The sequence below is a fragment of the Limnohabitans sp. TEGF005 genome, assembly GCF_055394835.1.
Genome location: NZ_AP029226.1, coordinates 2170403 through 2194024, shown reverse-complemented (window position 1 = coordinate 2194024; position 23622 = coordinate 2170403). Strand labels below are relative to the sequence as shown.

The following is a 23622-nucleotide window of genomic DNA, read 5'->3' as shown; positions in this document are numbered from 1 at the left end:
ACCTACCAGTCATGCAGATTGGCCCTTACCCATTGCCGAACAACTTGTTCGTTGCCCCCATGGCGGGCGTGACGGACCGGCCTTTTCGCCAGCTGTGCAGACAGTTCGGGGCGGGCTATGCCGTGAGCGAAATGGTGACATCCCGGCCCGACCTGTGGGCATCGCTCAAAACATCGCGCCGCGCCAACCACGATGGCGAGCCGGGGCCGATTGCCGTGCAGATTGCCGGCACCGAAGCGCAAATGATGGCCGATGCCACGCGTTACAACATCGACCGGGGTGCGCAAATCATCGACATCAACATGGGCTGTCCGGCCAAAAAGGTCTGCAACAAATGGGCGGGTTCCGCCCTGATGCAAGACGAGCCGCTGGCGCTGGAGATCATTTCTGCCGTGGTGGCGGCAGCACAGCCGCACGGCGTGCCCGTGACCTTGAAGATGCGCACGGGCTGGTGTGATGCCGAAAAGAACGCCCTGAGTTTGGCCCGTGCCGCCGAAAGTGCCGGCGTTCAAATGGTCACCGTGCACGGCCGCACCCGTGAGCAGGGCTACAAAGGTTTGGCCGAATACGACACCGTGGCCGCCGTGAAAGCCTCTTTGCGCATTCCGGTCGTTGCCAATGGCGACATCGATTCACCTGAAAAAGCCCGCGATGTGCTGAAGTTCACCGGAGCCGACGCCGTGATGGTGGGTCGCGCCGCGCAAGGCAGCCCCTGGATTTTTCGCGAAATCGAGCACTTTCTGGCCACGGGCGAGCACCTGGCCCCACCGCTGGTGGCCGAAGTGCGCCGCGCTTTGCTTGAGCACTTGCAAGACCATTACAGCCTGTATGGCGAATACACCGGAGTGCGTTCGGCCCGCAAACACATCGGTTGGTACGTGCGTCACTTGCCCGGTGGCGACGCATTTCGAGACCACATGAACACCCTGAACACCGCCCCGCAGCAGTTGGCTGCGGTGGCCCATTACCTGGACGGCTTGGCCAACCAGATGGACCGCTTGCCCGCACAGCGTGCACAACCGGTTTTGGAGACATTGCAATGAGCGAACCCCAATCGATTGAAACCTGCATCCGGGACAATCTGGACAACTACTTCCGCGACTTGGATGGCACCGACCCGACCGGCCTGTACGACATGCTGGTCAAGCTGGTGGAAAAACCCCTGCTTGATGTGGTGATGAGCCAGTCTGGCCAAAACCAGTCCCGCGCCGCCGAATGGCTGGGCCTTAACCGCAATACCTTGCGCAAAAAATTGCTGGAGCACGATCTCCTGAAATAAACAACGGCGCAAAACACGGTTCAAAAACCTGTGACTTGCGCGATCCGCTGATTTTTAAAAATACGCACCCTCCTCGCCGAAACCGTTTACCTCGGCCTATTTCCTGCCCTGATTCCTGATTGAGAAAGCTATTTATGCGCGCCCTGATTTCCGTCTCTGACAAAACCGGCATCGTCGACCTGGCGAAAGAACTGCATGCCTTGGGCGTGAGCCTGATTTCTACTGGCGGCACCGCCAAACTGTTGGCCGAGCAAGGCCTGCCCGTGACCGAGGTGGCCGAAGTCACCCAGTTCCCTGAAATGCTGGACGGCCGTGTCAAAACCCTGCATCCCAAAGTGCACGGCGGCCTGCTGGCGCGCCGCGACACGCCCGAGCACATGGCCGCTTTGCAGGCGCATGGCATCGATACGATTGATTTGCTGATTGTGAATTTGTACCCGTTTGAAGCCACCGTGGCCAAACCCGGTTGCACGCTGGCCGACGCGATTGAAAACATCGACATCGGCGGCCCCGCCATGGTGCGCTCTGCCGCCAAGAACTGGAAAGACGTGGGCATCGTGACCGACGCCAGCCAATACCCGGCGGTGATGGCCGAGCTCAAAGCCAGCGGCAAACTCAGTGACAAGTTGCGCTTTGCCCTGTCTGTGGCCGCGTTCAACCGCATCAGCCAATACGACGGCGCGATCAGCAACTACTTGTCCAGCGTGAACTTTGAAGCTGAAAAACTGAGTGAAGAATACGTGCCCGAGCGTGCCCAATTCAGCGGCCAATTCAACGAGCAATACGTCAAAGTGCAAGACCTGCGCTATGGCGAAAACAGCCACCAGCAAGCGGCGTGGTACCGCGACCTGTCGCCCGCAGCCGGTTCGCTGGCCACAGGCGTGCAACTGCAGGGCAAAGAGCTGAGCTACAACAACATCGCCGATGCCGATGCGGCATGGGAATGTGTGAAGAGTTTTGACACCTCTGCGTGTGTGATCGTCAAACACGCCAACCCCTGTGGCGTGGCCGTGGGCGCGACCGCCTTGGAGGCCTACAGCAAGGCCTTCCAAACCGACCCCACCAGCGCCTTTGGCGGCATCATCGCCTTCAATCGCCCAGTCGACAAAGCCGCGGCCGAGGCCGTGAGCAAGCAGTTCGTCGAAGTGCTGATGGCCCCCGATTTCAGCGCTGAAGCACTCGACGTGTTCAAGAGCAAAGTCAATGTGCGCCTGATGAAAATTGCGCTGCCTGCCAACTATGGTGACGTGCGCAACGCGCTCGAAACCAAGCGCGTGGGCTCAGGCCTGTTGCTGCAAAGCGCTGACAACCACGAGTTGGCATTGGCTGATCTCAAGATCGTCACGGTCAAGCAACCCACCCCCGAAGAACTGCACGACCTGTTGTTCGCCTGGAAAGTGGCCAAGTTTGTCAAATCCAACGCCATCGTGTTCTGCAAAAACGGCATGACCATGGGCGTGGGCGCAGGCCAGATGAGCCGCTTGGACTCCGCCCGCATCGCCAGCATCAAGGCCGAAGCGGCCAAGCTGAGCCTGCAAAACACGGTGGTGGCCAGCGACGCTTTCTTCCCCTTCCGCGACGGCTTGGATGTGGTGGTGGACGCAGGCGCGACTTGCGTGGCACAGCCCGGTGGCTCGATGCGTGACCAGGAAGTGATCGACGCGGCGAATGAGCGTGGCGTGGCGATGGTGTTCACCGGCGTGCGCCATTTCCGGCATTGAAGCGAAAAATCGCTTCTATTCCCACTGACAGAAAGATTGCATTGACATTTGAATCACTCGGCCTGACCCCCGCGCTCTTGCGTGCCGTGGGCGACATGGGCTTGTACGCCCCCACCCCCATTCAGGCCGAGGCGATTCCCGCTGTCCTGAAGTCTGCCGACGTGTGGGCCACCGCGCCTACCGGTTCGGGCAAGACGCTGGCTTTTGCGCTGCCGCTGTTGCAGCACTTGCTGGCCGCACCGCGCCAGACCAACTTTCGCCGTCCCGTGCGTACGCTGGTGCTGGTGCCGACGCGCGAATTGGCGGTGCAGGTGGGCGATGTGCTGGCCAATCTGGCTTACAAGCTGCCGCAGTCGCTCAAGGTGAACACCGTGTTTGGTGGCGTCTCGGTCAACCCGCAAATGATGGCGCTGCGCGGCGGTGCCGACATCGTGGTGGCCACGCCCGGCCGTTTGCTCGACCTGATCGAGCAAAACGCCGTGCGCTTGGCCGACGTGCAGCACTTGGTGCTGGACGAAGCCGATCGCTTGCTGGATCTGGGTTTTGCCGACGAGTTGCAGCGTGTGCTGGCGCTGCTGCCCGCCCAGCGCCAGACCTTGCTGTTTTCGGCCACCTTTGCGCCCGAAGTGGAAGCTTTGGCGGCCAAGTTGCTGCGCGATCCGCTGCGCATCACGGTGGAGGCCTTTGAGGGTCACAAGCCCGACATCAGCCAACGTGCCATCGCCGTGGACGAGAAAAGCCGCACCGCCTTGCTACGCCACCTGATCAGCGAAAACGGCTGGAAGCAGGTGCTGGTGTTTGTCGCCACGCGCTACGCCTGCGAGCATGTGGCCAACAAACTCTACAAAGCGGGCGTGTTCGCCACGCCTTTCCATGGCGAGATGAGCCAAGGCGCACGCCAGGAGGTTTTGAGCGAATTCAAAGCCGGCCGCTGGGACGTGGTGGTCACCACCGACCTGGCCTCACGCGGCATCGACATCGCCATGCTGCCCGTGGTCGTCAACTACGACCTGCCGCGCTCGGCCACCGATTACACCCACCGCATTGGCCGCACGGGCCGGGCCGGGGCGCACGGTGATGCAGTGAGCTTTGTCACTGCCGCTGCGCTGGCGCACTGGCAGCTGATCCAGAAACGCGAAAGCCTGGAACTGCCGCTGGAGCAATTGCCCGGCTTTGAGCAAACCGAAACCCCGCCTCCGCCTTCTCCAGGCAACGGTGGTATCAAGGGTTCACGTTTGAGCAAGAAAGACAAACTGCGGGCTGCTGCTGCTGCGGGTTCGAACTAACCCGATCAGAGCGAGAAATCGCCCCCTGGGTTTTGTCACACCCGATTTGATACGGTATCCAGGGTGATGGGTCATGGATACCCGCGTGCGCGGGTATGACAGTTTCTTGCCACGCCCGATTTGATACGGTATCCAGGGTGATGGGGTCATGGATACCCGCGTGCGCGGGTATGACAGTTTCTTGCCACGCCCGATTTGATCCGGCATCCAGGGTGATGGGGTCATTGATACCCGCGTGCGCAGGTATGACATTTTTTGTCATGCCCGACTTGATCGGGCATCCATTTCTTGGGGCTTTGTGGGGGCCTGAGCCCGGAAAATCAGGCGTTGTTCAGATCGTCGAAATGCGCATCAGCATCACCTTGATCCTGCGCCTTGAGCACGCGCACGCCGTGCTTGCTCAAAATCTCGACATACACCGAGGTCGCACCTGTCTTGGCCGCAGCGTCCACCGCTTCGATCACGGCACTCACGCGCACCACTTCGGCGGTGTCGGCGGATAAACCTACTTTGCAGTCAAAGTCCCAAAAGTCCACGCCTTTGGGCACGGCGCGGTTGCGCTCGCGCTTGAAGTATTTGCGAATCTCGTGCTTGACGGCTTCGAGCACGCGGTCGGGGTGCTTGCCTTCAGCTTGCAGGGGAAAGTTCTTTTTCATGGGGAAGTCCTTGGGGTGGGCAAGCGCCCGGTCCGGACGTGAATGCAGGGGCGGATTATCGCCGGTTTAAGGTCGGCCGATAGATGGCAAACGGTCAGTCAATCAAAGTGTTTTGAACACGTCGCCTGCCACCCGCACGGTTTCAGCGATGTCGGCTTCGGTGTGGGCGGCGCTCACAAAACCGGCTTCGTACAGGGCGGGCGCAATGTAGACGCCGCCATCCAGCAAACCATGGAACAGCTTGTTGAACTTGGGGCTGTCGCTGGTCATGACCTGGGCATAGTTTTGGGCCAGATCAGGCAGCAAGAAAAAGCCGAACATACCGCCTTGGCAGTCGGCACTGAAGGGCACGCCCGCAGCAGCAGCAGCGCCTTTGAGTCCGTCGACCAGGCTTTGTGTGCTAGCGCTCAAGGCGTCCCAGAAGCCGGGTTTGGCGATCTCGCGCAGCGTGGTCAGGCCGCAGGCGGTGGCCACCGGGTTGCCGCTGAGCGTGCCCGCTTGGTAAACCGGGCCGGTGGGGGCCAGCTGGCGCATGATCTCGCGCGGGCCGCCAAAGGCCGCTAAAGGCATGCCGCCGCCAATCACTTTGCCCAGCACCGTCATGTCGGGTTTGAAGCCGGGGATGGCTTGTGCATAAACGCTTTGCGCGCTGCCCAATGCGACGCGAAAACCGGACATGACTTCGTCAAACACCAGCAAGGCACCGTATTCGGTACACAGCTCGCGGCAGCGCTTCATGAAGGGCACGCTGGCCCGCACAAAGTTCATGTTGCCAGCGATGGGTTCGATCATCACGCAGGCCAGTTCCTTGCCGTGCAGGGCAAAGGTTTCTTCGAGGGCGGTGATGTTGTTGTACTCCAGCACGAGGGTGTCGCGTACCACTTCGGGCGGCACGCCCGCGCTGGTGGGGTTGCCAAAAGTGGCCAGGCCCGAGCCGGCTTTGACCAGCAGCGCGTCGGCATGGCCGTGGTAACAGCCTTCAAACTTGATGAACTTGCTGCGACCTGTGGCCCCACGTGCCAGACGCAGGGCGCTCATGCCCGCTTCGGTGCCCGAACTGACCAGGCGCACCATTTCCATCGAAGGTACGTGTTTCAGGATTTCTTCGGCCAGCTCGATCTCGCGCTCGGTGGGTGCACCGAAAGAAAAGCCGTCGAGAGCTGCTTTTTGCACCGCTTCGAGCACAGCGGGGTGGCCGTGGCCCAGGATCATCGGGCCCCAAGAGCCGATGTAGTCGATGTATTTTTGCCCGTTGGCGTCCCAAAAATAGGCACCTTGGGCGCGTTGCACAAAACGCGGTGTGCCGCCCACGGCGCGAAAAGCACGCACAGGCGAGTTGACACCACCGGGGATCACCAGGGCGGCGCGGTCAAAAAGGGTTTGGTTGCGGTCGGTCATTTCAGGTCTCAAAGCTCAGTGTTTGGTTTCGTTGAAAGGCACTTCAAAGTAGTCTGCACCGGGGTGCACTTCGGGGCCGTCTTCTGCGTCGGTGTCTTCGTCGTCGGGCAGTGCCCAGAATAGGCGGTCCGGAATGACCTGGCCCATGCCGGGCCTGAAGCCTTCGTCCAGGCAACGGTCCAGGTAATGCAAAGCTTCGTTGGTGGCTTCGGGCAAGTCCATGCCGGTGGCCAGCAGCGCAGCCAGCGCAGCGGTCAGGGTGTCGCCAGCGCCTGCAAAAACCGCTTCAATGCGTTCAAACTTTTCGTGGGCCATCACCGTTTCAGGCGAGGCCAGTGCGTTGTCTATGTGCTGGTCCGGCAGGGGCAGGCCGGTAACCAAGGTGTAGGGCACGCCCAATTCAGCGGCGGCCTTGGCAATGTCGCGGGGACCGGGGTTGCGCTCGCCGGTCCATTCGGGCAGCAGCCAGCGCCGTAAGGTGCTGTGGTGGCCCACCAGCACGCTGGTTTGCGGCAGCAGCAGTTCGCGAAAAGCGTCCAGATAGGCGTCGATCTTGTCGTCTTCCCACCAAGACAAGTTGGGCATGTAGGCCACTACGGGCACGCCGTCGTAGTCGTCGGCCAGCGCCGCAATGGTGGCCAGGCTTTCAGGTGTTCCAGCAAAGCCGACTTTGATGACTTGCACCGGCACGTCTTCGGCCACAGCGCGGGCTTGGTCGTTCACGGCTTCTTCGTCGAGCGGGTAAAAATCGGTGATGCTGCTGGTGTCGCGCACATAAGCGCCTGTGCACACAGGCAGGCAATGCGCGCCGACCGAGGCCATGGCTGTGGCGTCGCAGCTCAGGCCGCCCGCACCGCTGGGATCGTTCGCATTGAACGACAGCACGCAGGCCAAGCCGACAGATTCTTCCTCAGCGTTGAGGATCTCGGTTTCTGGGGGGGATTCGGGGTGGTGGTCGGTCATGAAAGGCGAATTGCAGGGGGCTTCAGAAGGCCTTCAGCCGGGCACTCGGCGGGGCCCGATACAATCAATTCATTCTATTCGACTCTTTGATTGCGACACTGTGATGGAACACAAAACCTGGATGTGCCTGATTTGCGGCTGGATTTATGACGAAGCCGAGGGCGACCCCGAGCATGGCATTGCACCGGGCACCAAATGGGAAGATGTCCCCATGAACTGGACATGCCCCGAGTGCGCTGCCCGCAAAGAAGATTTCGAGATGGTGGCCATCTGATCGGTATGGCATCCCGCAGGTCGGGACTAAAGCCGTCAACTGACAGTTCCTTTTTCTGCCAGTTAAGCCGTCTTATTCAGACGGCTTTTTCTTGACCACGGCATACCTTTCCAGCGTTTTTTCGCGGGCTTCGGCGTGGTCCACGACGGGCGCCGGATAGGTTTTGCCGATGACCACGTCTGCCGCTTGCAGCTCAAGTGGCTTGGCGAGCCAGGGGGCGTGCAGGTCTTTGGCCGGCAAAGCCGCCAATTCGGGCACATAGCGGCGGATGAATTTACCCTCGGGATCGAATTTTTCGCTCTGGCTGATGGGGTTGAAGATGCGGAAATACGGCTGTGCATCGCACCCACTGGAGCTGGCCCATTGCCAGCCACCGTTGTTGGCCGAGAGGTCAAAGTCGTTCAGGTGGGTGGCAAAGTATTTTTCGCCCCAGCGCCAATCGATGCCCAAATCCTTGACCAAAAAGCTGGCCACCACCATGCGCAAGCGGTTGTGCATGTAGCCGGTCTGGTTCAGTTGCCGCATGGCCGCGTCCACCAGCGGGTAGCCGGTGCGCGCTTCGCACCAGGCCTTGAACAGTTTGTGGGCGTGCGGGCCGTGCTCCCAGGCAATGGCGTCGTAGTCGGGCTTGAAGCTTTGGCCATGGCCCACATGGGCAAAGTTGTGCAGCACCTGCACATAAAAGTCACGCCAGATCAATTCGGACAGCCAAACACTGGCCCCCACGCTGCCCGCCAGCATGCGCGGGTGTGCCTCGCGGGCAAGTTGGCGAATCGACACGGTGCCAAAGCGCAAATGCACGCTCAAATAGCTGGGCCCCTTGACGGCCGGGAAGTTGCGCGTGTCTTCGTATGCATCGATACGCGTCAAAAAGTCGTGCAACAAGGCCTGGGCACCCGACTCGCCGGTCGGGATTTTCAGGACTTTGAGGTTGGTGGGCTCAAACCCGATGTCTTGCAAGCTGGGCACAGGTTTGGCCAGATCGTCGGGGCGCGGCGCCAGGCGCTTGGCCAGTGGGGCCACGTCAAAAGCTTGCAGGTCTTCAGGGGTGACTTTTTTCAGCCAGGCGTTTTTGTAAGGGGTAAAGACGCTGAAGGGCTTGGCCATCTGGGTCAGCACTTCGTTGCGCTCAAAGACCACATGGTCCTTGAAGGTGTGCAGCACGATGCCGTGGTCAGCCAAATGGCCGCGTACTTGAATGTCGCGCGCCAGCGCCTGGGGCTCGTCGTCGTGGTTGGCAAACACCGCTTGGGCTTGCAGGTGCTGGGCCAGTTTGACGATTTTGTCTTGGGCCACCCCGTGTCGCACGATCAGGCCCGCCTGGGGGTGTCCAGCCAGTTCGCGCAGTTGGGCATCGACTTCGACCAGAGATTCCCGGATGAATTCCACCCGGCGGTCGGCACGGGGCAGGGTGTCCAGTATTGCGGTGTCAAACACAAACACCACATGCACGCGTTGGCAATGCTTCAGGGCTTGGTACAGGGCCGCATGGTCGGTCACGCGCAGGTCGCGTCGCAGCCAGACCAGACCACAAGAAAAAGGGGTTTCCATCAGGGTTTGCCGGGTTGGATCAATCAAGGCACCTTCAGCCCAAGCCGCAGGGGCCAGACCGCTAAAATCGGTGCATGACAGATTGTGCCTCCATCGACCTCAAGCATCATTTCCTGATCGCCATGCCCGGGTTGGAGGATGAGACTTTCGCCCGCAGCGTCATCTATGTGTGCGAACACAGCGCCCGTGGGGCCATGGGCCTGATCATCAATAAACCGGCCGACATCAGCATGCGCCTCCTGTTTGACAAGGTGGATTTGCCTTTGCGCCGCGAAGACCTGGTGCAAAACCCGGTTTCGCAGGGCGGCCCGGTGCAGACCGAGCGGGGCTTTGTGCTGCACGACCCCGTGGTGATCGAAAAAACCGAAGAGGGGGGCGGCGCTGTCTACGCTTCCACCCTCACGGTGCCGGGCGGTCTCGACATGACCACCTCGCGCGATGTGCTGGAAGCCTTGTCTTCTGGGGCCGGACCTCGTCGGGTGTTGATCACGCTGGGTTATTCGTCTTGGGGCGAGGGCCAGTTGGAGTCTGAGTTGGGCGAAAACACCTGGCTTACGGTGCCAGCGTCGGCCGAGGTGATTTTTGACGTCCCCATGGCTGAGCGCTATGACCGCGCCTTGGACTTGTTGGGCCTCAAAAGCTGGATGCTCTCGCCAGAAGCGGGGCACGCATGAGTGCGTTGCCTGACCACGCTGTTCCTGCCAACCAGCAGACATTTCTGGCGTTTGACTACGGCCTCAAGCGCACTGGCGTGGCGGTGGGCAACCGTTTGATGAAAACGGCCACCCCGCAAGGCACGATTGCTGCCGAGGGCGATGCCCGGTTTGCCAAGATCGCTGAACGCATCAAAGAGTGGCAGCCTGATGCGTTGGTGATTGGTGTGCCCACCCACCCCGATGGCGGCGAACACGAAAACACCTTGCGCGCCCGCAAGTTTGGCCGTCAGCTGCGGGGCCGCTTTGGCTTGGCGGTGTATGAGGTCGACGAGCGTTACACCACCACCGAAGCCCATTCGCAAGGCGCGAAAGACGCCGACGCGGCGGCTGCTGCGATCATTCTGGAACAGTTTTTAAGGAATATCCCATGAGCGCTTTGGCCCTCGACGCACAGGCCTTGTACCTTGAATTGCTGCGCGGCGTGCGCAGCCTGTGCAAGCCCGACACCCGCCTGGTGGGCATCACCTCTGGCGGTGCCTGGCTGGCTGAGCGTCTGCAGCGTGATCTGAGCCTGAGCGGTGAAGCGGGTCAGGTGTCTTCTGTCATGCACCGTGACGACTTCGCGCAGCGTGGCCTCTCGGCAGGGGGCCAAACCCACTTGCCGTTTGAGGTCGATGGCGCTGACATTCTGGTGCTGGACGACGTGCTGTATACCGGCCGCACCATCCGCGCAGTGCTGAATGAGATTTTTGACTACGGCCGACCTGCCCGCGTGCAGCTGGCCGTGCTGGTGGACCGAGGTGGTCGCCAGTTGCCCATCCAGGCCGATTTTGCTGCCGCCCGCGTGGCACTGCCCGAAACGCAATCGCTGGCGCTGGCCCGTGATGCGGCAGGCAATTTCAGTTTTGAAGTGGAGATCAAAGCCCCGCTTTCTTGAAAGCGCAGCCACAAGCTACGAGGTGAAAACAACATGCTCTACAAACGCAACAACCCCCAACTCAACAAGAACGGCGAGCTGATCCACCTGCTCTCCACCGAAGGCCTGTCCAAGGACATCCTGACGCACATTCTGGACACGGCGGCCAGCTTCGTCAGCGTGAGCGACCGCGAAGTCAAAAAAGTGCCTCTTTTGCGCGGCAAAAGCGTGTTCAACCTGTTTTTTGAAAACAGCACCCGCACCCGCACCACCTTCGACATCGCGGCCACCCGCCTGTCGGCCGACGTTTACACCCTCGACATTGCACGCTCGTCGGCCAGCAAGGGCGAGTCGCTGCTGGACACCATCGCCAACCTGAGCGCCATGGCGGCCGATATCTTTGTGGTGCGCCACAGCGAGTCGGGTGCCCCTTATTTGATCGCGCAGCACGTTGCGCCGCATGTGCATGTGGTCAACGCAGGTGATGGCCGTCATGCCCACCCTACCCAGGGTTTGCTGGACATGTACACCATCCGGCACTACAAAAAAGACTTCACCAACCTCACCGTGGCCATCGTGGGCGACGTGTTGCACTCGCGTGTCGCGCGGTCTGACATCCATGCGCTGACCACCTTGGGTTGCGCTGAAGTGCGTGTGGTGGGCCCCAAAACCCTGGTGCCCGCTGACATGGCGCAAATGGGCGTGCGGGTGTTCAACAACCTGGAAGAAGGCATCAAGGACTGCGACGTGGTCATCATGCTGCGTTTGCAAAATGAGCGCATGAGCGGCGCGTTGCTGCCCTCCAGCCAGGAATACTTCGAGAGCTTTGGCCTCACCCCCGAAAAACTGCAGCTGGCCAAGCCCGATGCCATCGTCATGCACCCTGGCCCGATCAACCGGGGCGTCGAGATCGACTCTGCGGTGGTGGACGGCCAACAAAGCGTGATCTTGCCGCAGGTGACTTTCGGCATTGCCGTGCGCATGGCGGTGATGAGCATCGTGGCCGGTAACGAGGCATAAGGACAAGAACATGAAGATCCTCATTCAAAACGGCCGCGTGATTGACCCTGCCCGCGGCATCGATCAAGCGGCGGATGTGGCCATTGCGGCCGGACGCATTGTGGCGGTGGGCCAAGCGCCTGCCGACTTCGGCCCCAACCGCGTGATCGACGCCAAGGACTGCATCGTGGCCCCTGGTTTGGTGGACTTGGCCGCACGTTTGCGCGAACCCGGTCAGGAACACGCTGGCATGCTTGAAAGCGAAATGGCCGCAGCGGTTGCCGGTGGTGTGACCAGTTTGGTTTGCTCACCCGACACCGACCCGGTGCTCGATGAGCCGGGGCTGGTCGAGATGCTGCGTTACCGTGCCGAAAAATTGCACCAAGCCCGCGTGCTGCCTTTGGGTGCACTCACGCTGGGCCTGAAAGGCGATGTGCTGACCGAGATGGGTCAGCTGACGGCGGCGGGTTGCGTTGGCTTCAGTCAGGCCGAGGTACCGATCCCGAGCACACAGGTGTTGCAGCGTGCCTTGCAATATGCCAGCACGTTTGACTACACCGTCTGGCTGCGCCCGCAAGAGTTGCATCTTGGCAAAGGTGTGGCCGCCAGCGGCCCTCTGGCCACGCGCATGGGTTTGTCCGGTGTGTCTGTGGCTGCCGAGACCATCGCTTTGCACACCATTTTTGAACTGGTCCGCAGCACCCGTGCCCGCGTTCACTTGTGCCGTATCAGCAGCGCCCAAGGCGTTGAGTTGGTGCGCCAAGCCAAGGCCGAGGGCTTGCCCATCACCGCTGACGTGAGCATCAATTCTTTGCACTTGACCGATGCCGACATGGGCTACTTTGACAGCCGCGCGCGTCTGACGCCCGTGCTGCGCCAGCAGCGTGACCGGGACGCCTTGCGTGCGGGCCTGGCCGATGGCACTCTGGATGCGTTGGTGTCTGACCACACCCCGGTCGATGCCGACGCCAAAGCGCTGCCATTTGCCGAAGCTGAACCCGGAGCCACCGGCTTGGAGTTGCTGTGGAGCTTGGCCCTCAAGTGGGGGCAAGACGCTGGCGTGCCCTTGTCTCAGGTCATCTCGCGCATCACCGCCGATCCGGCGCGTGTGTTGGGCAAGTCGCTGGGCACATTGCAAGCCTCGGTGGGGCAGTTGGCGGTGGGTGGCGTGGCCGACGTCTGTGTGTTGTCAGCCGAAGGGCACTGGCCTGTGACCGCAGCCGCGTTGCGCAGCCAAGGCAAGAGCACCCCATTCTCGGGCTATGAGTTGCCTGGCCGCGTGCTGGCCACCGTGGTCAGCGGGCATGTGGCGTTCGAAGCTTGAGGGCATGACGCTCGCCTTGCGTGCGATCTGGAAACTGCTGCGCGGCGTGTGGCATGTGCTGGTCGGCATGTGGCTGATTTACGTCCGATTTCCCCAGTTGGCGCCTGAACAACGAGAAATGCGTGTGCAGGCTTGGGCCTTGCAGTTGCTGGCCTTGTGGGACATTCACCTCAAAGTGACGGGCCAAGCTGTTCCAAATGGGCCGGCACTCATTGTGGCCAACCACATCTCATGGCTGGACATCTCGGTCATCCATGCGGCGCGGCATTGTCGCTTTGTCTCCAAGTCCGACATCCGCGACTGGCCTTTGGTGGGCACCTTGGCCACAGGCGCAGGCACCCTCTACATCGAACGCACCAGTCGCAAAGACGCCCTGCGCATGGTCAAGGACATGGCTGATGCCATGAAAAACGGCGATGTGGTGGCGGTTTTCCCTGAAGGCACCACCAGTGACGGTCGCGATTTGTTGCCCTTTCACGCCAACCTGATCCAGTCAGCCATTCAGGCCAACGCCCCTGTGCAGCCGATGTCGATTCAGTTTGTGGATGCCCAAAGCGGTGAGCCGAGTTTTGCGCCTTGCTACATCGGTGACGACACCTTGCTGGGCTCTATTTGGCGCACGTTGACCGCGCCGCGCATCACGGCGGTGGTCCATTTTGGTCCATTGCAGTTTGCCCAAGGCCGTGATCGCCGCGCTTGGGCCAGTGACTTGCGCGAAGAGGTGATTCGCTTGCGTGACGCCGTCAACTGAGGGCACGGGCCTGAAGATCGGCAAGTGCCCGATTCAACAAATGCGATGGGCGATTTGTGAATGGGTGAGCTGGGGTCGATGTAGAACAAGCCTTGGTCATTGAGCGTGAGGGCTTCCCACTTGGTGCTGGCTGCAGCGCTTTGGCTCAGGACCAGTGAAAAGCCCAGTATGGGTGATGAACCACCGTTGGATGGCGGCTGTTGCGCTGGAGCCGAGATCGGCTCATCAGCGGCAAAAACGGTCAGGTTCTGCGGTTGAGCAGCTGAGACGCCAGCATCACCATGGCTTGACGGTGCGCGTTGTCTGGCAGTTGCATGGCGGCGACGATGGCGCGCTGGGCTTCGGATGCAGCCGCGTTGCGTGTGGCCTCTAGGGCGCCTGTTTCGCGCACGATGGCGACGATCTCGGGAAGTCGGTCAACGCTGCCGGTTTCAATGGCTTCACGAACGGTTTGGCGCTGAGCTTCGCTGCCGCGTTGCATGGCCAAAATCAGCGGCAGTGTGGCTTTGCCTTCGCGCAAGTCATCGCCCAGATTTTTGCCCATTTCAGCGGCATTGCCGTCGTAATCGAGCACATCGTCGATCACCTGAAAAGCGGTGCCCAAGGCTTGGCCGTAGTCAGCGCAGGCCGCTTCAACAGAGGCGGTGCTGCCTGCCAAAATTGCCCCCAGTCGTGCGCTGGCTTCGAACAATTTGGCCGTTTTTGAGCGAATCACCCGCAAATAGCCTTCTTCGTCGAGTGAGGCGTCGTGCATGTTCATCAGTTGCAGCACTTCGCCTTCGGCGATCACGTTGGTGGCATCGGCCAGTGTTTGCATGACCCGCATGCTCTCGGCATCCACCATCATCTGGAAAGCGCGGGAATATAAAAAGTCGCCCACCAGCACGCTGGCCGGGTTGCCAAAACTCTCGTTTGCGGTGGGGCGACCGCGCCGCAAGGTGGATTCGTCCACCACATCGTCATGCAACAAGGTGGCCGTGTGGATGAATTCGACCACGGCGGCCAGGTTGTGGCGCTGCTTGCCCGTGTAACCCAGTGCGCCGCAAGTCAACAGCAAAAGCACTGGGCGCAGGCGTTTGCCACCAGCAGAAATGATGTAACGCGCCACCTCACCCACCAAGGGCACGCCCGAATCCAGCCGTTGGGCAATCACCCGGTCGACTTCGGCCATGTCGGAGGCCACGAGGTCAAGGACGGCGGCAGTGCGGTGTTCTGAGTCAGACAAATGGAATATCCAGCAGGGTTACTCGGTTGGGCCGAGGCGGGAAGGACAGGAATACGGGCATATTTTGAATGCACACACATTATAGGGACTGCCCCTGAGGGCAAGGCCTCTGGCAGGAGGCCAGCTTGTTCGGTTTGTCCTGATGCTTGTCTTTTGGCAAGGGGCCGTGCTAGAATCTCGGGTTCCTTGGGGATTAGCCCTTGGAAACTTCCATTCAAAGAGGTCATTTATGTACGCGGTCATAAAAACCGGTGGCAAACAGTATCGTGTTGTCGCTGGCGAAAAAATTAAAGTAGAACAGATTGCTGCGGACGTTGGCCAGGAAATCGTGATTGATCAAGTTTTGGCCGTCGGTACCGGCGCTGAACTCAAGATCGGCACGCCCCTGGTGTCCGGCGCCACAGTCAAAGCCACAGTTTTGGCACATGGCAAGCACGACAAAGTGCACATCTTCAAGATGCGCCGTCGTAAGCACTATCAGAAACGTCAGGGTCACCGCCAGCAGTTCACAGAACTGCAAATCGGCGCGATCTCTGCCTGAGGAGAATAGGTCATGGCACAGAAAAAAGGCGGCGGCTCTACGCGCAACGGTCGTGATTCCAAGCCAAAGATGCTGGGTGTCAAGGCTTTCGGTGGTGAACTGATCAGCGCTGGCTCGATCATCGTTCGTCAACGTGGTACCAAGTTCCATGCTGGCAACAATGTCGGTATCGGCAAAGACCACACTTTGTTTGCCCTGGTGGACGGCCACGTGTCGTTCTCCACCAAAGGTGAGCTCAGCAAGCACATGGTGAACGTGACTCCGGCTGTTTAAGCCTGTCTCGCCCATTGCGAAGAGGAGCCCCGCAAGCCGGGGCTTTTCGCATTTTGGTCCGCTTGAATTTTGACGGCGGGCCCAAGCTACACTGGAAATCTCATGAAGTTCGTTGACGAAGCCTATATTGACATCTCCGCAGGTGACGGCGGGAACGGCTGCGTCTCGTTCCGCCATGAAAAGTACAAAGAATTCGGCGGCCCCAACGGCGGCGACGGTGGTCGTGGCGGGCATGTGTTTGCCTTTGCCGACATCAATCTGAACACCCTGGTCGATTACCGCTATTCGCGCCGCCATGATGCCAAGCGTGGCCAGCACGGCATGGGCTCTGACATGTTTGGTGCTGCCGGTGATGATGTCACCCTGAAAATGCCTGTGGGCACCATCATCACCGATGCCGAAACCGGCGAAGTGCTGTATGAATTGCTGGTGCCGGGCGAAACCATCATGATCGCCAAGGGCGGTGACGGTGGCTTTGGCAACATGCGTTTCAAAAGCGCCATCAACCGTGCCCCACGCCAAAAAACACCGGGCTGGCTCGGTGAAAAGAAAGAGCTCAAGCTCGAATTGAAGGTGCTGGCTGACGTGGGTCTGCTCGGCATGCCCAATGCGGGCAAATCCACTTTCATTGCGGCTGTTTCCAACGCCCGCCCCAAAATCGCCGATTACCCCTTCACCACTTTGCACCCCAACTTGGGTGTTGTCCGCGTGGGCCCAGAGCAAAGCTTTGTGGTGGCCGATGTGCCGGGCTTGATTGAAGGTGCCTCTGAAGGTGCCGGTTTGGGGCATTTGTTCTTGCGCCATTTGCAGCGCACCCGTTTGCTGCTGCATGTGGTCGACTTTGCGCCGTTTGACGAGAACGTCGATCCGGTGCAGCAAGCCAAGGCCATTGTGGCCGAGCTCAAAAAATACGATCCAGGCCTGTACAACAAACCGCGCTGGTTGGTGCTCAACAAACTTGACATGGTGCCTGCCGAAGAGCGCGAAGCCCGTGTCAAGGACTTCATCAAGCGCATGCGCTACAAAGGCCCGGTCTTCCAGATTTCGGCCTTGACCCGCGAAGGTTGTGAGCCGTTGATCAAAGAGATCTACAAGCACATCAGGGCGCAGCAGATCATCGAGCAAGGTGTTGTGGACATTGATCCCCGTTTCACGGAACAGGACAAGCCACAAGAGCCCGATGCAGACGATCCACGGTTCAAGACGATGCCTACGGATGCCGAGTAACACGGCGTTTCACGTCGGATTTTGCCGCCCGCTGTTTCAACGCCAAGCACACACCCGAGCATGACCTCTCCTGCCGTTTCCACCCTGTTGCGTGACGCCCGCCGCATCGTTGTCAAAGTGGGCTCTAGCTTGGTGACCAACGAGGGCAGGGGGCTTGACGAGGGCGCGATTGGCGAATGGTGTCGCCAGATGGCACTGCTCAGCGCCCAAGGCAAAGAGGTGGTGATGGTGTCCAGCGGTGCCATCGCTGAAGGCATGAAGCGCCTGGGCTGGACCACACGCCCCAGCGAAGTGCCTGCCTTGCAAGCGGCGGCAGCCGTGGGCCAGATGGGTCTGGCGCAGATGTACGAAACCAAGCTGCGCGAAAACGGCATGGGCAGCGCCCAAGTGCTGCTCACGCATGCCGACCTGGCTGACCGCGAGCGTTACCTCAATGCCCGCTCTACATTGCTGACTTTGTTGCAGCACCGCGTGCTGCCAGTCATCAATGAAAACGACACGGTGGTCAATGACGAGATCAAGTTCGGTGACAACGACACCTTGGGTGCTCTGGTGGCCAACTTGATTGAGGCGGATCTTTTGGTCATCTTGACCGATCAAAAAGGCCTGTACACCGCCGACCCGCGCAAAGACCCTGCCGCCACCTTTGTGCACGAAGCCCGAGCGGGTGATGTGGCGCTCGAAGCCATGGCCGGTGGTGCCGGTTCGAGCCTCGGCAAAGGCGGCATGATCACCAAAATTCTGGCGGCCAAGCGTGCTGCGGGTTCGGGGGCCTCAACCGTGATTGCCTGGGGGCGAGAGCCCGATGCGCTGCTGCGCCTGAGCCAGGGTGACAACATGGGCACTTTGCTGGTGGCCCAAACGGCCAAACAACAAGCCCGCAAACAATGGATGGCCGATCACCTGCAATTGCGGGGTTCGGTCACGGTGGACGCCGGTGCGGCCCACAAGGTGCTGACCGAAGGCAAAAGCTTGCTGCCGATTGGCATGACCGGGGTGGCCGGTGATTTTTCACGTGGCGATGTGATTGCCATCAAAGACGAGCAAGGTGCAGAAATTGCCCGCGGCCTGGCCAACTACGCCAGTGCCGAAGCCCGCTTGTTGTGCCGCAAGCCCTCGCACGACTACGAGGCGTTGCTGGGCTACACTGCCGAGCCCGAAATGGTGCACCGCGACAACCTGATCCTCAGTCGTTGAAGCCAAAAAAGCCCGCATGTGCGGGCTTTTTGTTGTTCACCCTTGCGGATTAGGGTCGAAGCTGGCGCCCGGGGGCAGTTCCATGTGCGGCGGGGCTTGCATCTCCATGCCGCCGTTTTCAGCTTCCATGCCTTCGCGTGGGCCACGATTGGCGCCTCTCAAATAGCGGTTTTGCCGGTCATTGCGTGGCAGAAAACGGGAGAGCTCGGTCAGCGCCATTTCATAAACCCCGCGCTTGAATTCCACGACGACATCGAGTGGTACCCAATAGTCGTTCCAACGCCAAGCGTCAAACTCTGGGTGGTCGGTGGCGCGCAGGTTCAGGTGGTGGTCGTGCGTGACCATCTGAAGCAGGAACCAGATTTGTTTCTGGCCCTTGTAAAAGCCGCGAGCATCCCTGCGGATGAAGCGGTCTGGCACCTCATAGCGCAACCAGTCACGGGTCCGGGCCACGATGCGCACATGCTCCGGATGGAGCCCCACTTCTTCGTGCAGTTCTCGGAACATGGCTTGTTCAGGGCTTTCGCCCCGGTCAATGCCACCTTGCGGAAATTGCCAGCTGTGGGTGCGTATGCGCTTGCCCCAGAAAACCTGGTTTCTCTGGTTGAGCAGAATGATGCCGACGTTCGGCCTAAAGCCTTCACGGTCAAGCATAATCAACCTCAAATTTTTAAATTGTGTCCATTATGCACGCCGTACAAGCGCTCGCTATTGGATGTTTCCCCTGATGCCCCTGTCATTGAGTCTGCCGCGATGAAAGCTTCCCAATTTCTTATTTCCACCCTCAAAGAAGCGCCTGCTGATGCAGAAGTCGTCAGCCACAAACTGATGACCCGGGCCGGACTGATCAAAAAATTGGGTGCTGGCATTTACAACTACATGCCCATGGGTTTGCGCGTGATTCGCAAGGTCGAGGCCATCGTGCGCGAAGAGATGAACCGTGCGGGTGCCATCGAGATGACCATGCCCGTGGTGCAGCCCGCCGAACTCTGGCAAGAGACAGGCCGCTTTGACAAGATGGGCCCAGAACTCTTGCGCATCAAAGACCGCCATGGTCGTGATTTCGTGATCCAGCCCACCAGCGAAGAGGTGGTGACCGACGTGGTGCGCCAGGAAGTGCGCAGCTACAAACAGCTGCCCAAGAATTTTTACCAGATTCAGACCAAATTCCGTGATGAGCGCCGTCCCCGCTTTGGCCTGATGCGCGGACGCGAGTTCACCATGAAAGACGCCTACAGCTTTGACCGCGACATGGCAAGCGCCAAGGCCAGCTACCAGGTCATGGCCGGGGCTTACCGCAAGGTCTTTGATCGTTTTGGTCTGACTTACCGTGCTGTGGCCGCTGACAGCGGCGCCATTGGGGGCGACTTGAGCGAAGAGTTTCAGGTGATTGCTGCCACGGGTGAAGACGCCATCGTGTATTGCCCCACCAGCCGCTATGCCGCCAACATGGAAAAAGCCGAGGCCTTGGCTCCGAGCCAGCCACGCGGTGCTGCCACACAAGCCTTGACGAAGACCGCTACGCCCGGCAAGAGCACCTGTGAAGACGTGGCCGCTTTGCTGAATGTGCCTTTGTCCACCACCGTCAAGTCCTTGGTGCTGGCCACCGACACCCTGAACGAGCAGGGCGAAATTGTGAAGTCGCAAGTTTGGCTGTTGTTGCTGCGTGGCGACCACGACATGAACGAGGTCAAGGTCGGCAAGCTGCCCGGCATGGAAGGTGGTTTCCGCTTTGCAACGCTCAGCGAGATCGAAGACCACTTTGGCTGCAAGCCTGGTTATTTGGGGCCGTTGAACCTGAAGAAACTGGTGCACCTTGTGGCTGACCGCGACGTGGCGGTGATGGCCGACTGGATCTGCGGTGCCAACGAAGTCGATTTCCACACCACGGGCGTGAATTGGGGCCGTGACTTGCCCGAGCCCGCCTTGGTGGCCGACATTCGCAACGTGGTGGCAGGCGACAAGTCGCCCGACGGCCAGGGTGAGTTGGCGATTGAGCGCGGCATCGAAGTGGGCCATGTGTTCTATTTGGGCACCAAGTATTCCAAGGCCATGAACGCCACTTTCTTGGACGAGAACGGCAAGCCACAGTTCCTGGAAATGGGCTGCTACGGCATTGGCATCACACGCTTGCCTGCCGCTGCCATTGAGCAAAACCACGACGAGCGCGGCATCATTTGGCCTGACGCGATTGCCCCTTTCACAGCCGTGGTTTGCCCTATCGGCATGGACCGAAGCGAAGCCGTCAAGGCCGAGGCCGAGCGCATCTACGGCGCTTTGCTGGCCGATGGTGTGGACGTGATCCTCGACGACCGTGGCGAGCGCCCCGGTGCCATGTTTGCCGACTGGGAGTTGATTGGTGTGCCGCACCGCATCACCATCGGTGACAAAGGTCTGAAGGACGGTTTGGTCGAGTACCAGCATCGCCGCGATGCAGAAGCGACCAAGGTGGCTGTGGCTGACATCTTGTCGCACATCCAAAGTCGCATGGCGGCTTGAGCCGTTTTGGGGCATCTCATCTGCCACTGCCCCTGGTTGTGAATTGAGGTCACGCCGTCAGGCCGTTCAGCGCCTGGCGAGCGCCGCCTTCGTGGGCGTTGGTCTCAGCGTTTTACCTTTCACGCCAGCCCATGCCCAATGGCTGCATGCCGTGGACTGAATCAGTCTTTGGTGGCGTGACGTTGCACGCACGCGATGTAGGCCTCGCCATCGGGCATGCGCCCTGAGCGCTGGCTTTCGTGGACCATGCGACCCAAGCATTCCATGGCTTGGTGGTGGGCATCGTGCAGCGAGTTGAGTCTGTGGGTCAGCAGTTCCACCGCCTGGCGGATACCGCGCGGCTGATCGATGCTGCATTGTTCGCTGATGGACAGGTGCATGGACAGGTGCAAAAAGGGGTTTTCCCTGTTCGGATCGGCTTGGTGCATGCTGGCCAGCGCGGCATCCATGTCGGCCAGTTCGGCGTGGTATTCGGGGTGCTCATCAATCCATTGGCTGACGAGCATTTCCATGGGTTCGAGCGTTGCAGCGGTTTTGGCCTTGGCATAGACGCCGCAAAAAAAGCGCCGCACATCGGCTTGTGAGGGTTGGATCAGCATGGTGCAATTGTCCTTCATGTCTGCACTGGGTAGCCTGAGATGGGGCCATAGGGAATGGGCTCAGAGGCGCTTCGCTTTGCCACATTACCCCGGCCCCTGACCCCATCACACTTGTGTGGGAGATTGCGATCACAAGGCCACGCAACGAGCCATGGGTACGGGCGGCGCTGTTCGGGCGATGTGGCAAAGCGAAGCGCCTCTGAGCCCGGGCAGTGCCGCCCGTACCCATTGCGGATTCAACACCTAAAATCAATTCAGCCCAGCATCAAAACATGCAATAAAATGCATGCAACATCAATTCGGAGACTCAAAACATGAACCAAGCCTACATTTGCGACGCGATTCGTACCCCATTTGGCCGTTACGGTGGCGCTCTGTCCAGCGTTCGCGCGGACGATTTGGGCGCTGTGCCCTTGCGTGCCCTGATGGCCCGCAACCCGAATGTGGACTGGGCCGCCGTGACCGACGTGCTGTACGGCTGCGCCAATCAAGCCGGTGAAGACAACCGCAACGTGGCCCACATGAGCAGCTTGCTGGCCGGTTTGCCGGTCGATGTGCCCGGCGCCACCATCAACCGCCTGTGCGGTTCGGGCTTGGACGCGATTGGCACCGCTGCTCGCGCCATCAAGGCAGGCGAGGCCGGTTTGATGATTGCCGGTGGTGTGGAGAGCATGAGCCGCGCTCCTTTCGTGATGCCCAAAGCCGAGAGCGCTTTCAGCCGCAACAACGCGGTCTATGACACCACCATTGGCTGGCGCTTTGTCAACAAACTGATGAAGGCGCAGTACGGCGTTGACTCGATGCCCGAGACCGCCGAGAACGTCGCGACCGACTACAAAATTGAACGCGAAGCGCAAGATCTGATGGCCTACAACAGCCAGCTGCGTGCGGTGGCTGCCATCAAGGCCGGCCATCTGGCCCGTGAAATTGTGGGCGTGAGCATCCCCCAGAAAAAGGGCGATGCTGTTTGGGTGGACACCGATGAACACCCACGTGAGACCAGCCTCGAAGCGCTGGCCAAGCTCAAAGGCGTGGTGCGTCCGGACGGCACCGTGACCGCAGGCAATGCCTCGGGCGTGAACGATGGCGCATGCGCCTTGTTGTTGGCCGACGAAGCCACCGCCGCCAAAAACGGCCTGACGCCCAAAGCACGCATCGTGGGCATGGCCACAGCCGGTGTGGCACCGCGCGTCATGGGCATTGGCCCGGCCCCTGCCACGCTCAAGGTGTTGGCGCAAACCGGCTTGACCATCGACCACATGGATGTGATCGAACTGAACGAAGCTTTTGCCGCACAAGGCCTGGCCGTGCTGCGCATGTTGGGTCTGAAAGACGACGATGCCCGCGTGAACGCCTGGGGCGGTGCGATTGCTTTGGGTCACCCGCTGGGGGCATCGGGTGCCCGCCTGGCCACCACGGCCATCAACCGTTTGCAGCAAACAGCAGGCCGCTATGCGCTGTGCACCATGTGCATTGGCGTGGGTCAGGGCATTGCACTGATCATCGAGCGGGTTTGAGGGATGGACCCTGGGTCAAGCCCGGGGTCACCATTCAGCTAAGCCAGGGATGACCGATCAGCCCCTGGATGCGCGTACATTGGACCGATGGCGTTTAAATGCCACCCGGATGCGCCAGCTCAGTTTGACCAACAGGTAAGACAAGACGGCGCCGCCGAATCCAAAAATCCCCATGCCCAGCAGGACAGGGCCACCGATTTCCCGCAAACTTTCACCCCATCCCATGGTCGGCAAGGCGTCAGGGGTGATCGGCAGCTCTAGAAAAAAGCTGCCAACAGGGTAAGCCAACCACAGCCAAAAACCGAATGTCAAAGGATTGGTGAGCATGGTCATGATGGCTGCCGCTGGAATATTGCCTCGCCACCAAGTGCAGTGTGCTGCCGCCGCAAAAGTTTGACCCAGCGGGATCACAAACGCCCAAAAAGTCCCAATCGCCACGCCCCTTGCCACCGACTCGTGTTGCAGTCGCCACAATTGTGGATGCAGCAGCTGGTGAGCGATCGGTTGGAGCCAGCTGTGTTGTGCAAGGGTTTCGCGGGTGGGCATGGCTTTTTGCACAAGCGACCGCAGTGAGTTGAAAAGGGACATGGCACATCCAGTGGACAGATTCCGTGCATGTTGCCCATTGCGAGCGTTATTTAACAGCACCAATTCCAAGTGCTACATTCTGTTTTTTCAAGAGTGTCATGTTAAGTAACTCAGTAAAATAAATGAGGTTAATCGGTGTAGTTAGCGCGTGACAGGGTGCCTCTTTCACCCGCTAATGCAGG

25 protein-coding genes are annotated in these 23622 nt (G+C 60.0%); 17 read left to right on the top strand and 8 right to left on the bottom strand.

Features of this window, described 5'->3' with window-relative positions:
• The first annotated feature begins 11 nt into the window (after positions 1–11).
• The 4 genes from dusB (at position 12) to ACZ5RG_RS10595 (ending at position 4286) form a co-directional block, all read left to right on the top strand.
• Positions 12–1043 carry a tRNA dihydrouridine synthase DusB gene (gene dusB, locus ACZ5RG_RS10610; protein ID WP_298596616.1) on the top strand — a complete coding sequence of 344 codons (1032 nt, stop codon included), beginning with the start codon at positions 12–14 and terminating at the stop codon, positions 1041–1043.
• Positions 1040–1279 (top strand): Fis family transcriptional regulator, encoded by a 240-nt coding sequence (locus tag ACZ5RG_RS10605; RefSeq protein ID WP_019430618.1) that lies wholly within the window; start codon positions 1040–1042, stop codon positions 1277–1279. The genes dusB and ACZ5RG_RS10605 overlap by 4 nt, the downstream gene beginning before the upstream one ends.
• Positions 1280–1413: 134 nt before the next feature.
• Positions 1414–3000 (top strand): bifunctional phosphoribosylaminoimidazolecarboxamide formyltransferase/IMP cyclohydrolase, encoded by a 1587-nt coding sequence (gene purH, locus ACZ5RG_RS10600; RefSeq protein WP_298596612.1) that lies wholly within the window; start codon positions 1414–1416, stop codon positions 2998–3000.
• Positions 3001–3041: 41 nt separating this feature from the next.
• Entirely contained in the window at positions 3042–4286 is a 1245-nt protein-coding gene (locus tag ACZ5RG_RS10595) for a DEAD/DEAH box helicase (protein WP_464447006.1), read from the top strand.
• A gap of 320 nt (positions 4287–4606) precedes the next feature.
• On the opposite strand, the gene ACZ5RG_RS10590 is transcribed toward ACZ5RG_RS10595, so the two are convergent.
• The 3 genes from ACZ5RG_RS10590 to thiD form a co-directional block, all read right to left on the bottom strand.
• On the bottom strand, positions 4607–4942 hold the full coding sequence (locus ACZ5RG_RS10590; RefSeq protein WP_298596606.1) for a DUF6172 family protein: 336 nt from the start codon (positions 4940–4942) through the stop codon (positions 4607–4609).
• A gap of 102 nt (positions 4943–5044) precedes the next feature.
• The gene (gene hemL, locus ACZ5RG_RS10585; protein ID WP_464447005.1) at positions 5045–6340 is read right to left on the bottom strand and encodes a glutamate-1-semialdehyde 2,1-aminomutase; all 1296 of its coding nucleotides are present in this window, start codon (positions 6338–6340) and stop codon (positions 5045–5047) included.
• A 15-nt stretch (positions 6341–6355) separates the two neighbouring features.
• Positions 6356–7303 (bottom strand): bifunctional hydroxymethylpyrimidine kinase/phosphomethylpyrimidine kinase, encoded by a 948-nt coding sequence (thiD, locus tag ACZ5RG_RS10580; RefSeq protein ID WP_298596600.1) that lies wholly within the window; start codon positions 7301–7303, stop codon positions 6356–6358.
• 103 nt (positions 7304–7406) lie between these two features.
• Between thiD and ACZ5RG_RS10575 the strand changes: the two genes are divergently transcribed.
• On the top strand, positions 7407–7577 hold the full coding sequence (locus tag ACZ5RG_RS10575; protein WP_019427587.1) for a rubredoxin: 171 nt from the start codon (positions 7407–7409) through the stop codon (positions 7575–7577).
• A 72-nt stretch (positions 7578–7649) separates the two neighbouring features.
• Here the strand turns inward: ACZ5RG_RS10575 and ACZ5RG_RS10570 are convergent, their stop codons facing one another.
• Positions 7650–9128, bottom strand: a complete 1479-nt coding sequence (locus ACZ5RG_RS10570) for a cryptochrome/photolyase family protein (protein ID WP_464447004.1) — start codon at positions 9126–9128, stop codon at positions 7650–7652.
• Between the two features lie 74 nt (positions 9129–9202).
• On the opposite strand from ACZ5RG_RS10570, the gene ACZ5RG_RS10565 reads away from it, so the two are divergent.
• The 6 genes from ACZ5RG_RS10565 to ACZ5RG_RS10540 are packed head-to-tail and all read left to right on the top strand — an operon-like array spanning position 9203 to position 13774.
• The gene (locus ACZ5RG_RS10565; protein WP_298596589.1) at positions 9203–9802 is read left to right on the top strand and encodes a YqgE/AlgH family protein; all 600 of its coding nucleotides are present in this window, start codon (positions 9203–9205) and stop codon (positions 9800–9802) included.
• Positions 9799–10215, top strand: a complete 417-nt coding sequence (ruvX, locus tag ACZ5RG_RS10560) for a Holliday junction resolvase RuvX (protein ID WP_298596585.1) — start codon at positions 9799–9801, stop codon at positions 10213–10215. Before ACZ5RG_RS10565 ends, ruvX begins: the two co-directional genes overlap by 4 nt.
• Positions 10212–10721 (top strand): bifunctional pyr operon transcriptional regulator/uracil phosphoribosyltransferase PyrR, encoded by a 510-nt coding sequence (pyrR, locus tag ACZ5RG_RS10555; RefSeq protein ID WP_298596582.1) that lies wholly within the window; start codon positions 10212–10214, stop codon positions 10719–10721. Before ruvX ends, pyrR begins: the two co-directional genes overlap by 4 nt.
• 33 nt (positions 10722–10754) lie before the next feature.
• Positions 10755–11720: an aspartate carbamoyltransferase catalytic subunit gene (locus tag ACZ5RG_RS10550; protein WP_464447003.1), complete on the top strand. Its 966-nt coding sequence runs from the start codon at positions 10755–10757 to the stop codon at positions 11718–11720.
• Positions 11721–11730: 10 nt separating this feature from the next.
• Positions 11731–13023 carry a dihydroorotase gene (locus ACZ5RG_RS10545; RefSeq protein WP_464447002.1) on the top strand — a complete coding sequence of 431 codons (1293 nt, stop codon included), beginning with the start codon at positions 11731–11733 and terminating at the stop codon, positions 13021–13023.
• A gap of 4 nt (positions 13024–13027) precedes the next feature.
• On the top strand, positions 13028–13774 hold the full coding sequence (locus tag ACZ5RG_RS10540; protein ID WP_298596571.1) for a lysophospholipid acyltransferase family protein: 747 nt from the start codon (positions 13028–13030) through the stop codon (positions 13772–13774).
• A gap of 241 nt (positions 13775–14015) precedes the next feature.
• Here ACZ5RG_RS10540 and ACZ5RG_RS10535 read toward each other — a convergent pair whose 3' ends face one another.
• On the bottom strand, positions 14016–14945 hold the full coding sequence (locus tag ACZ5RG_RS10535; protein ID WP_464448203.1) for a polyprenyl synthetase family protein: 930 nt from the start codon (positions 14943–14945) through the stop codon (positions 14016–14018).
• Between the two features lie 283 nt (positions 14946–15228).
• Between ACZ5RG_RS10535 and rplU the strand changes: the two genes are divergently transcribed.
• From rplU to proB, 4 genes are all read left to right on the top strand, one after another.
• Positions 15229–15540: a 50S ribosomal protein L21 gene (rplU, locus tag ACZ5RG_RS10530; RefSeq protein WP_019426390.1), complete on the top strand. Its 312-nt coding sequence runs from the start codon at positions 15229–15231 to the stop codon at positions 15538–15540.
• Between the two features lie 12 nt (positions 15541–15552).
• Positions 15553–15813, top strand: coding sequence for a 50S ribosomal protein L27 (rpmA, locus tag ACZ5RG_RS10525; RefSeq protein ID WP_019430604.1), 261 nt, complete (start codon positions 15553–15555; stop codon positions 15811–15813).
• Between the two features lie 102 nt (positions 15814–15915).
• Positions 15916–17040 (top strand): Obg family GTPase CgtA, encoded by a 1125-nt coding sequence (cgtA, locus tag ACZ5RG_RS10520; RefSeq protein WP_298597901.1) that lies wholly within the window; start codon positions 15916–15918, stop codon positions 17038–17040.
• Positions 17041–17100: 60 nt separating this feature from the next.
• A complete protein-coding gene (proB, locus tag ACZ5RG_RS10515) occupies positions 17101–18237 on the top strand; it encodes a glutamate 5-kinase (protein WP_298597904.1) in 1137 nt (378 codons plus the stop codon).
• 36 nt (positions 18238–18273) lie between these two features.
• Here proB and ACZ5RG_RS10510 read toward each other — a convergent pair whose 3' ends face one another.
• Complete coding sequence (locus ACZ5RG_RS10510) at positions 18274–18891, bottom strand: RNA pyrophosphohydrolase (protein WP_298597908.1); 618 nt, start codon at positions 18889–18891, stop codon at positions 18274–18276.
• 99 nt (positions 18892–18990) lie between these two features.
• On the opposite strand from ACZ5RG_RS10510, the gene ACZ5RG_RS10505 reads away from it, so the two are divergent.
• Positions 18991–20736 carry a proline--tRNA ligase gene (locus ACZ5RG_RS10505; RefSeq protein ID WP_464447001.1) on the top strand — a complete coding sequence of 582 codons (1746 nt, stop codon included), beginning with the start codon at positions 18991–18993 and terminating at the stop codon, positions 20734–20736.
• A gap of 161 nt (positions 20737–20897) precedes the next feature.
• On the opposite strand, the gene ACZ5RG_RS10500 is transcribed toward ACZ5RG_RS10505, so the two are convergent.
• Entirely contained in the window at positions 20898–21332 is a 435-nt protein-coding gene (locus tag ACZ5RG_RS10500) for a DUF1841 family protein (RefSeq protein WP_193364668.1), read from the bottom strand.
• 317 nt (positions 21333–21649) lie between these two features.
• Here ACZ5RG_RS10500 and pcaF point away from each other — a divergent pair, with 317 nt between their 5' ends.
• A complete protein-coding gene (gene pcaF, locus ACZ5RG_RS10495) occupies positions 21650–22852 on the top strand; it encodes a 3-oxoadipyl-CoA thiolase (protein WP_464447000.1) in 1203 nt (400 codons plus the stop codon).
• 57 nt (positions 22853–22909) lie between these two features.
• Here pcaF and ACZ5RG_RS10490 read toward each other — a convergent pair whose 3' ends face one another.
• Positions 22910–23440 carry a DUF2062 domain-containing protein gene (locus ACZ5RG_RS10490; protein ID WP_464446999.1) on the bottom strand — a complete coding sequence of 177 codons (531 nt, stop codon included), beginning with the start codon at positions 23438–23440 and terminating at the stop codon, positions 22910–22912.
• Positions 23441–23622 lie beyond the last annotated feature (182 nt).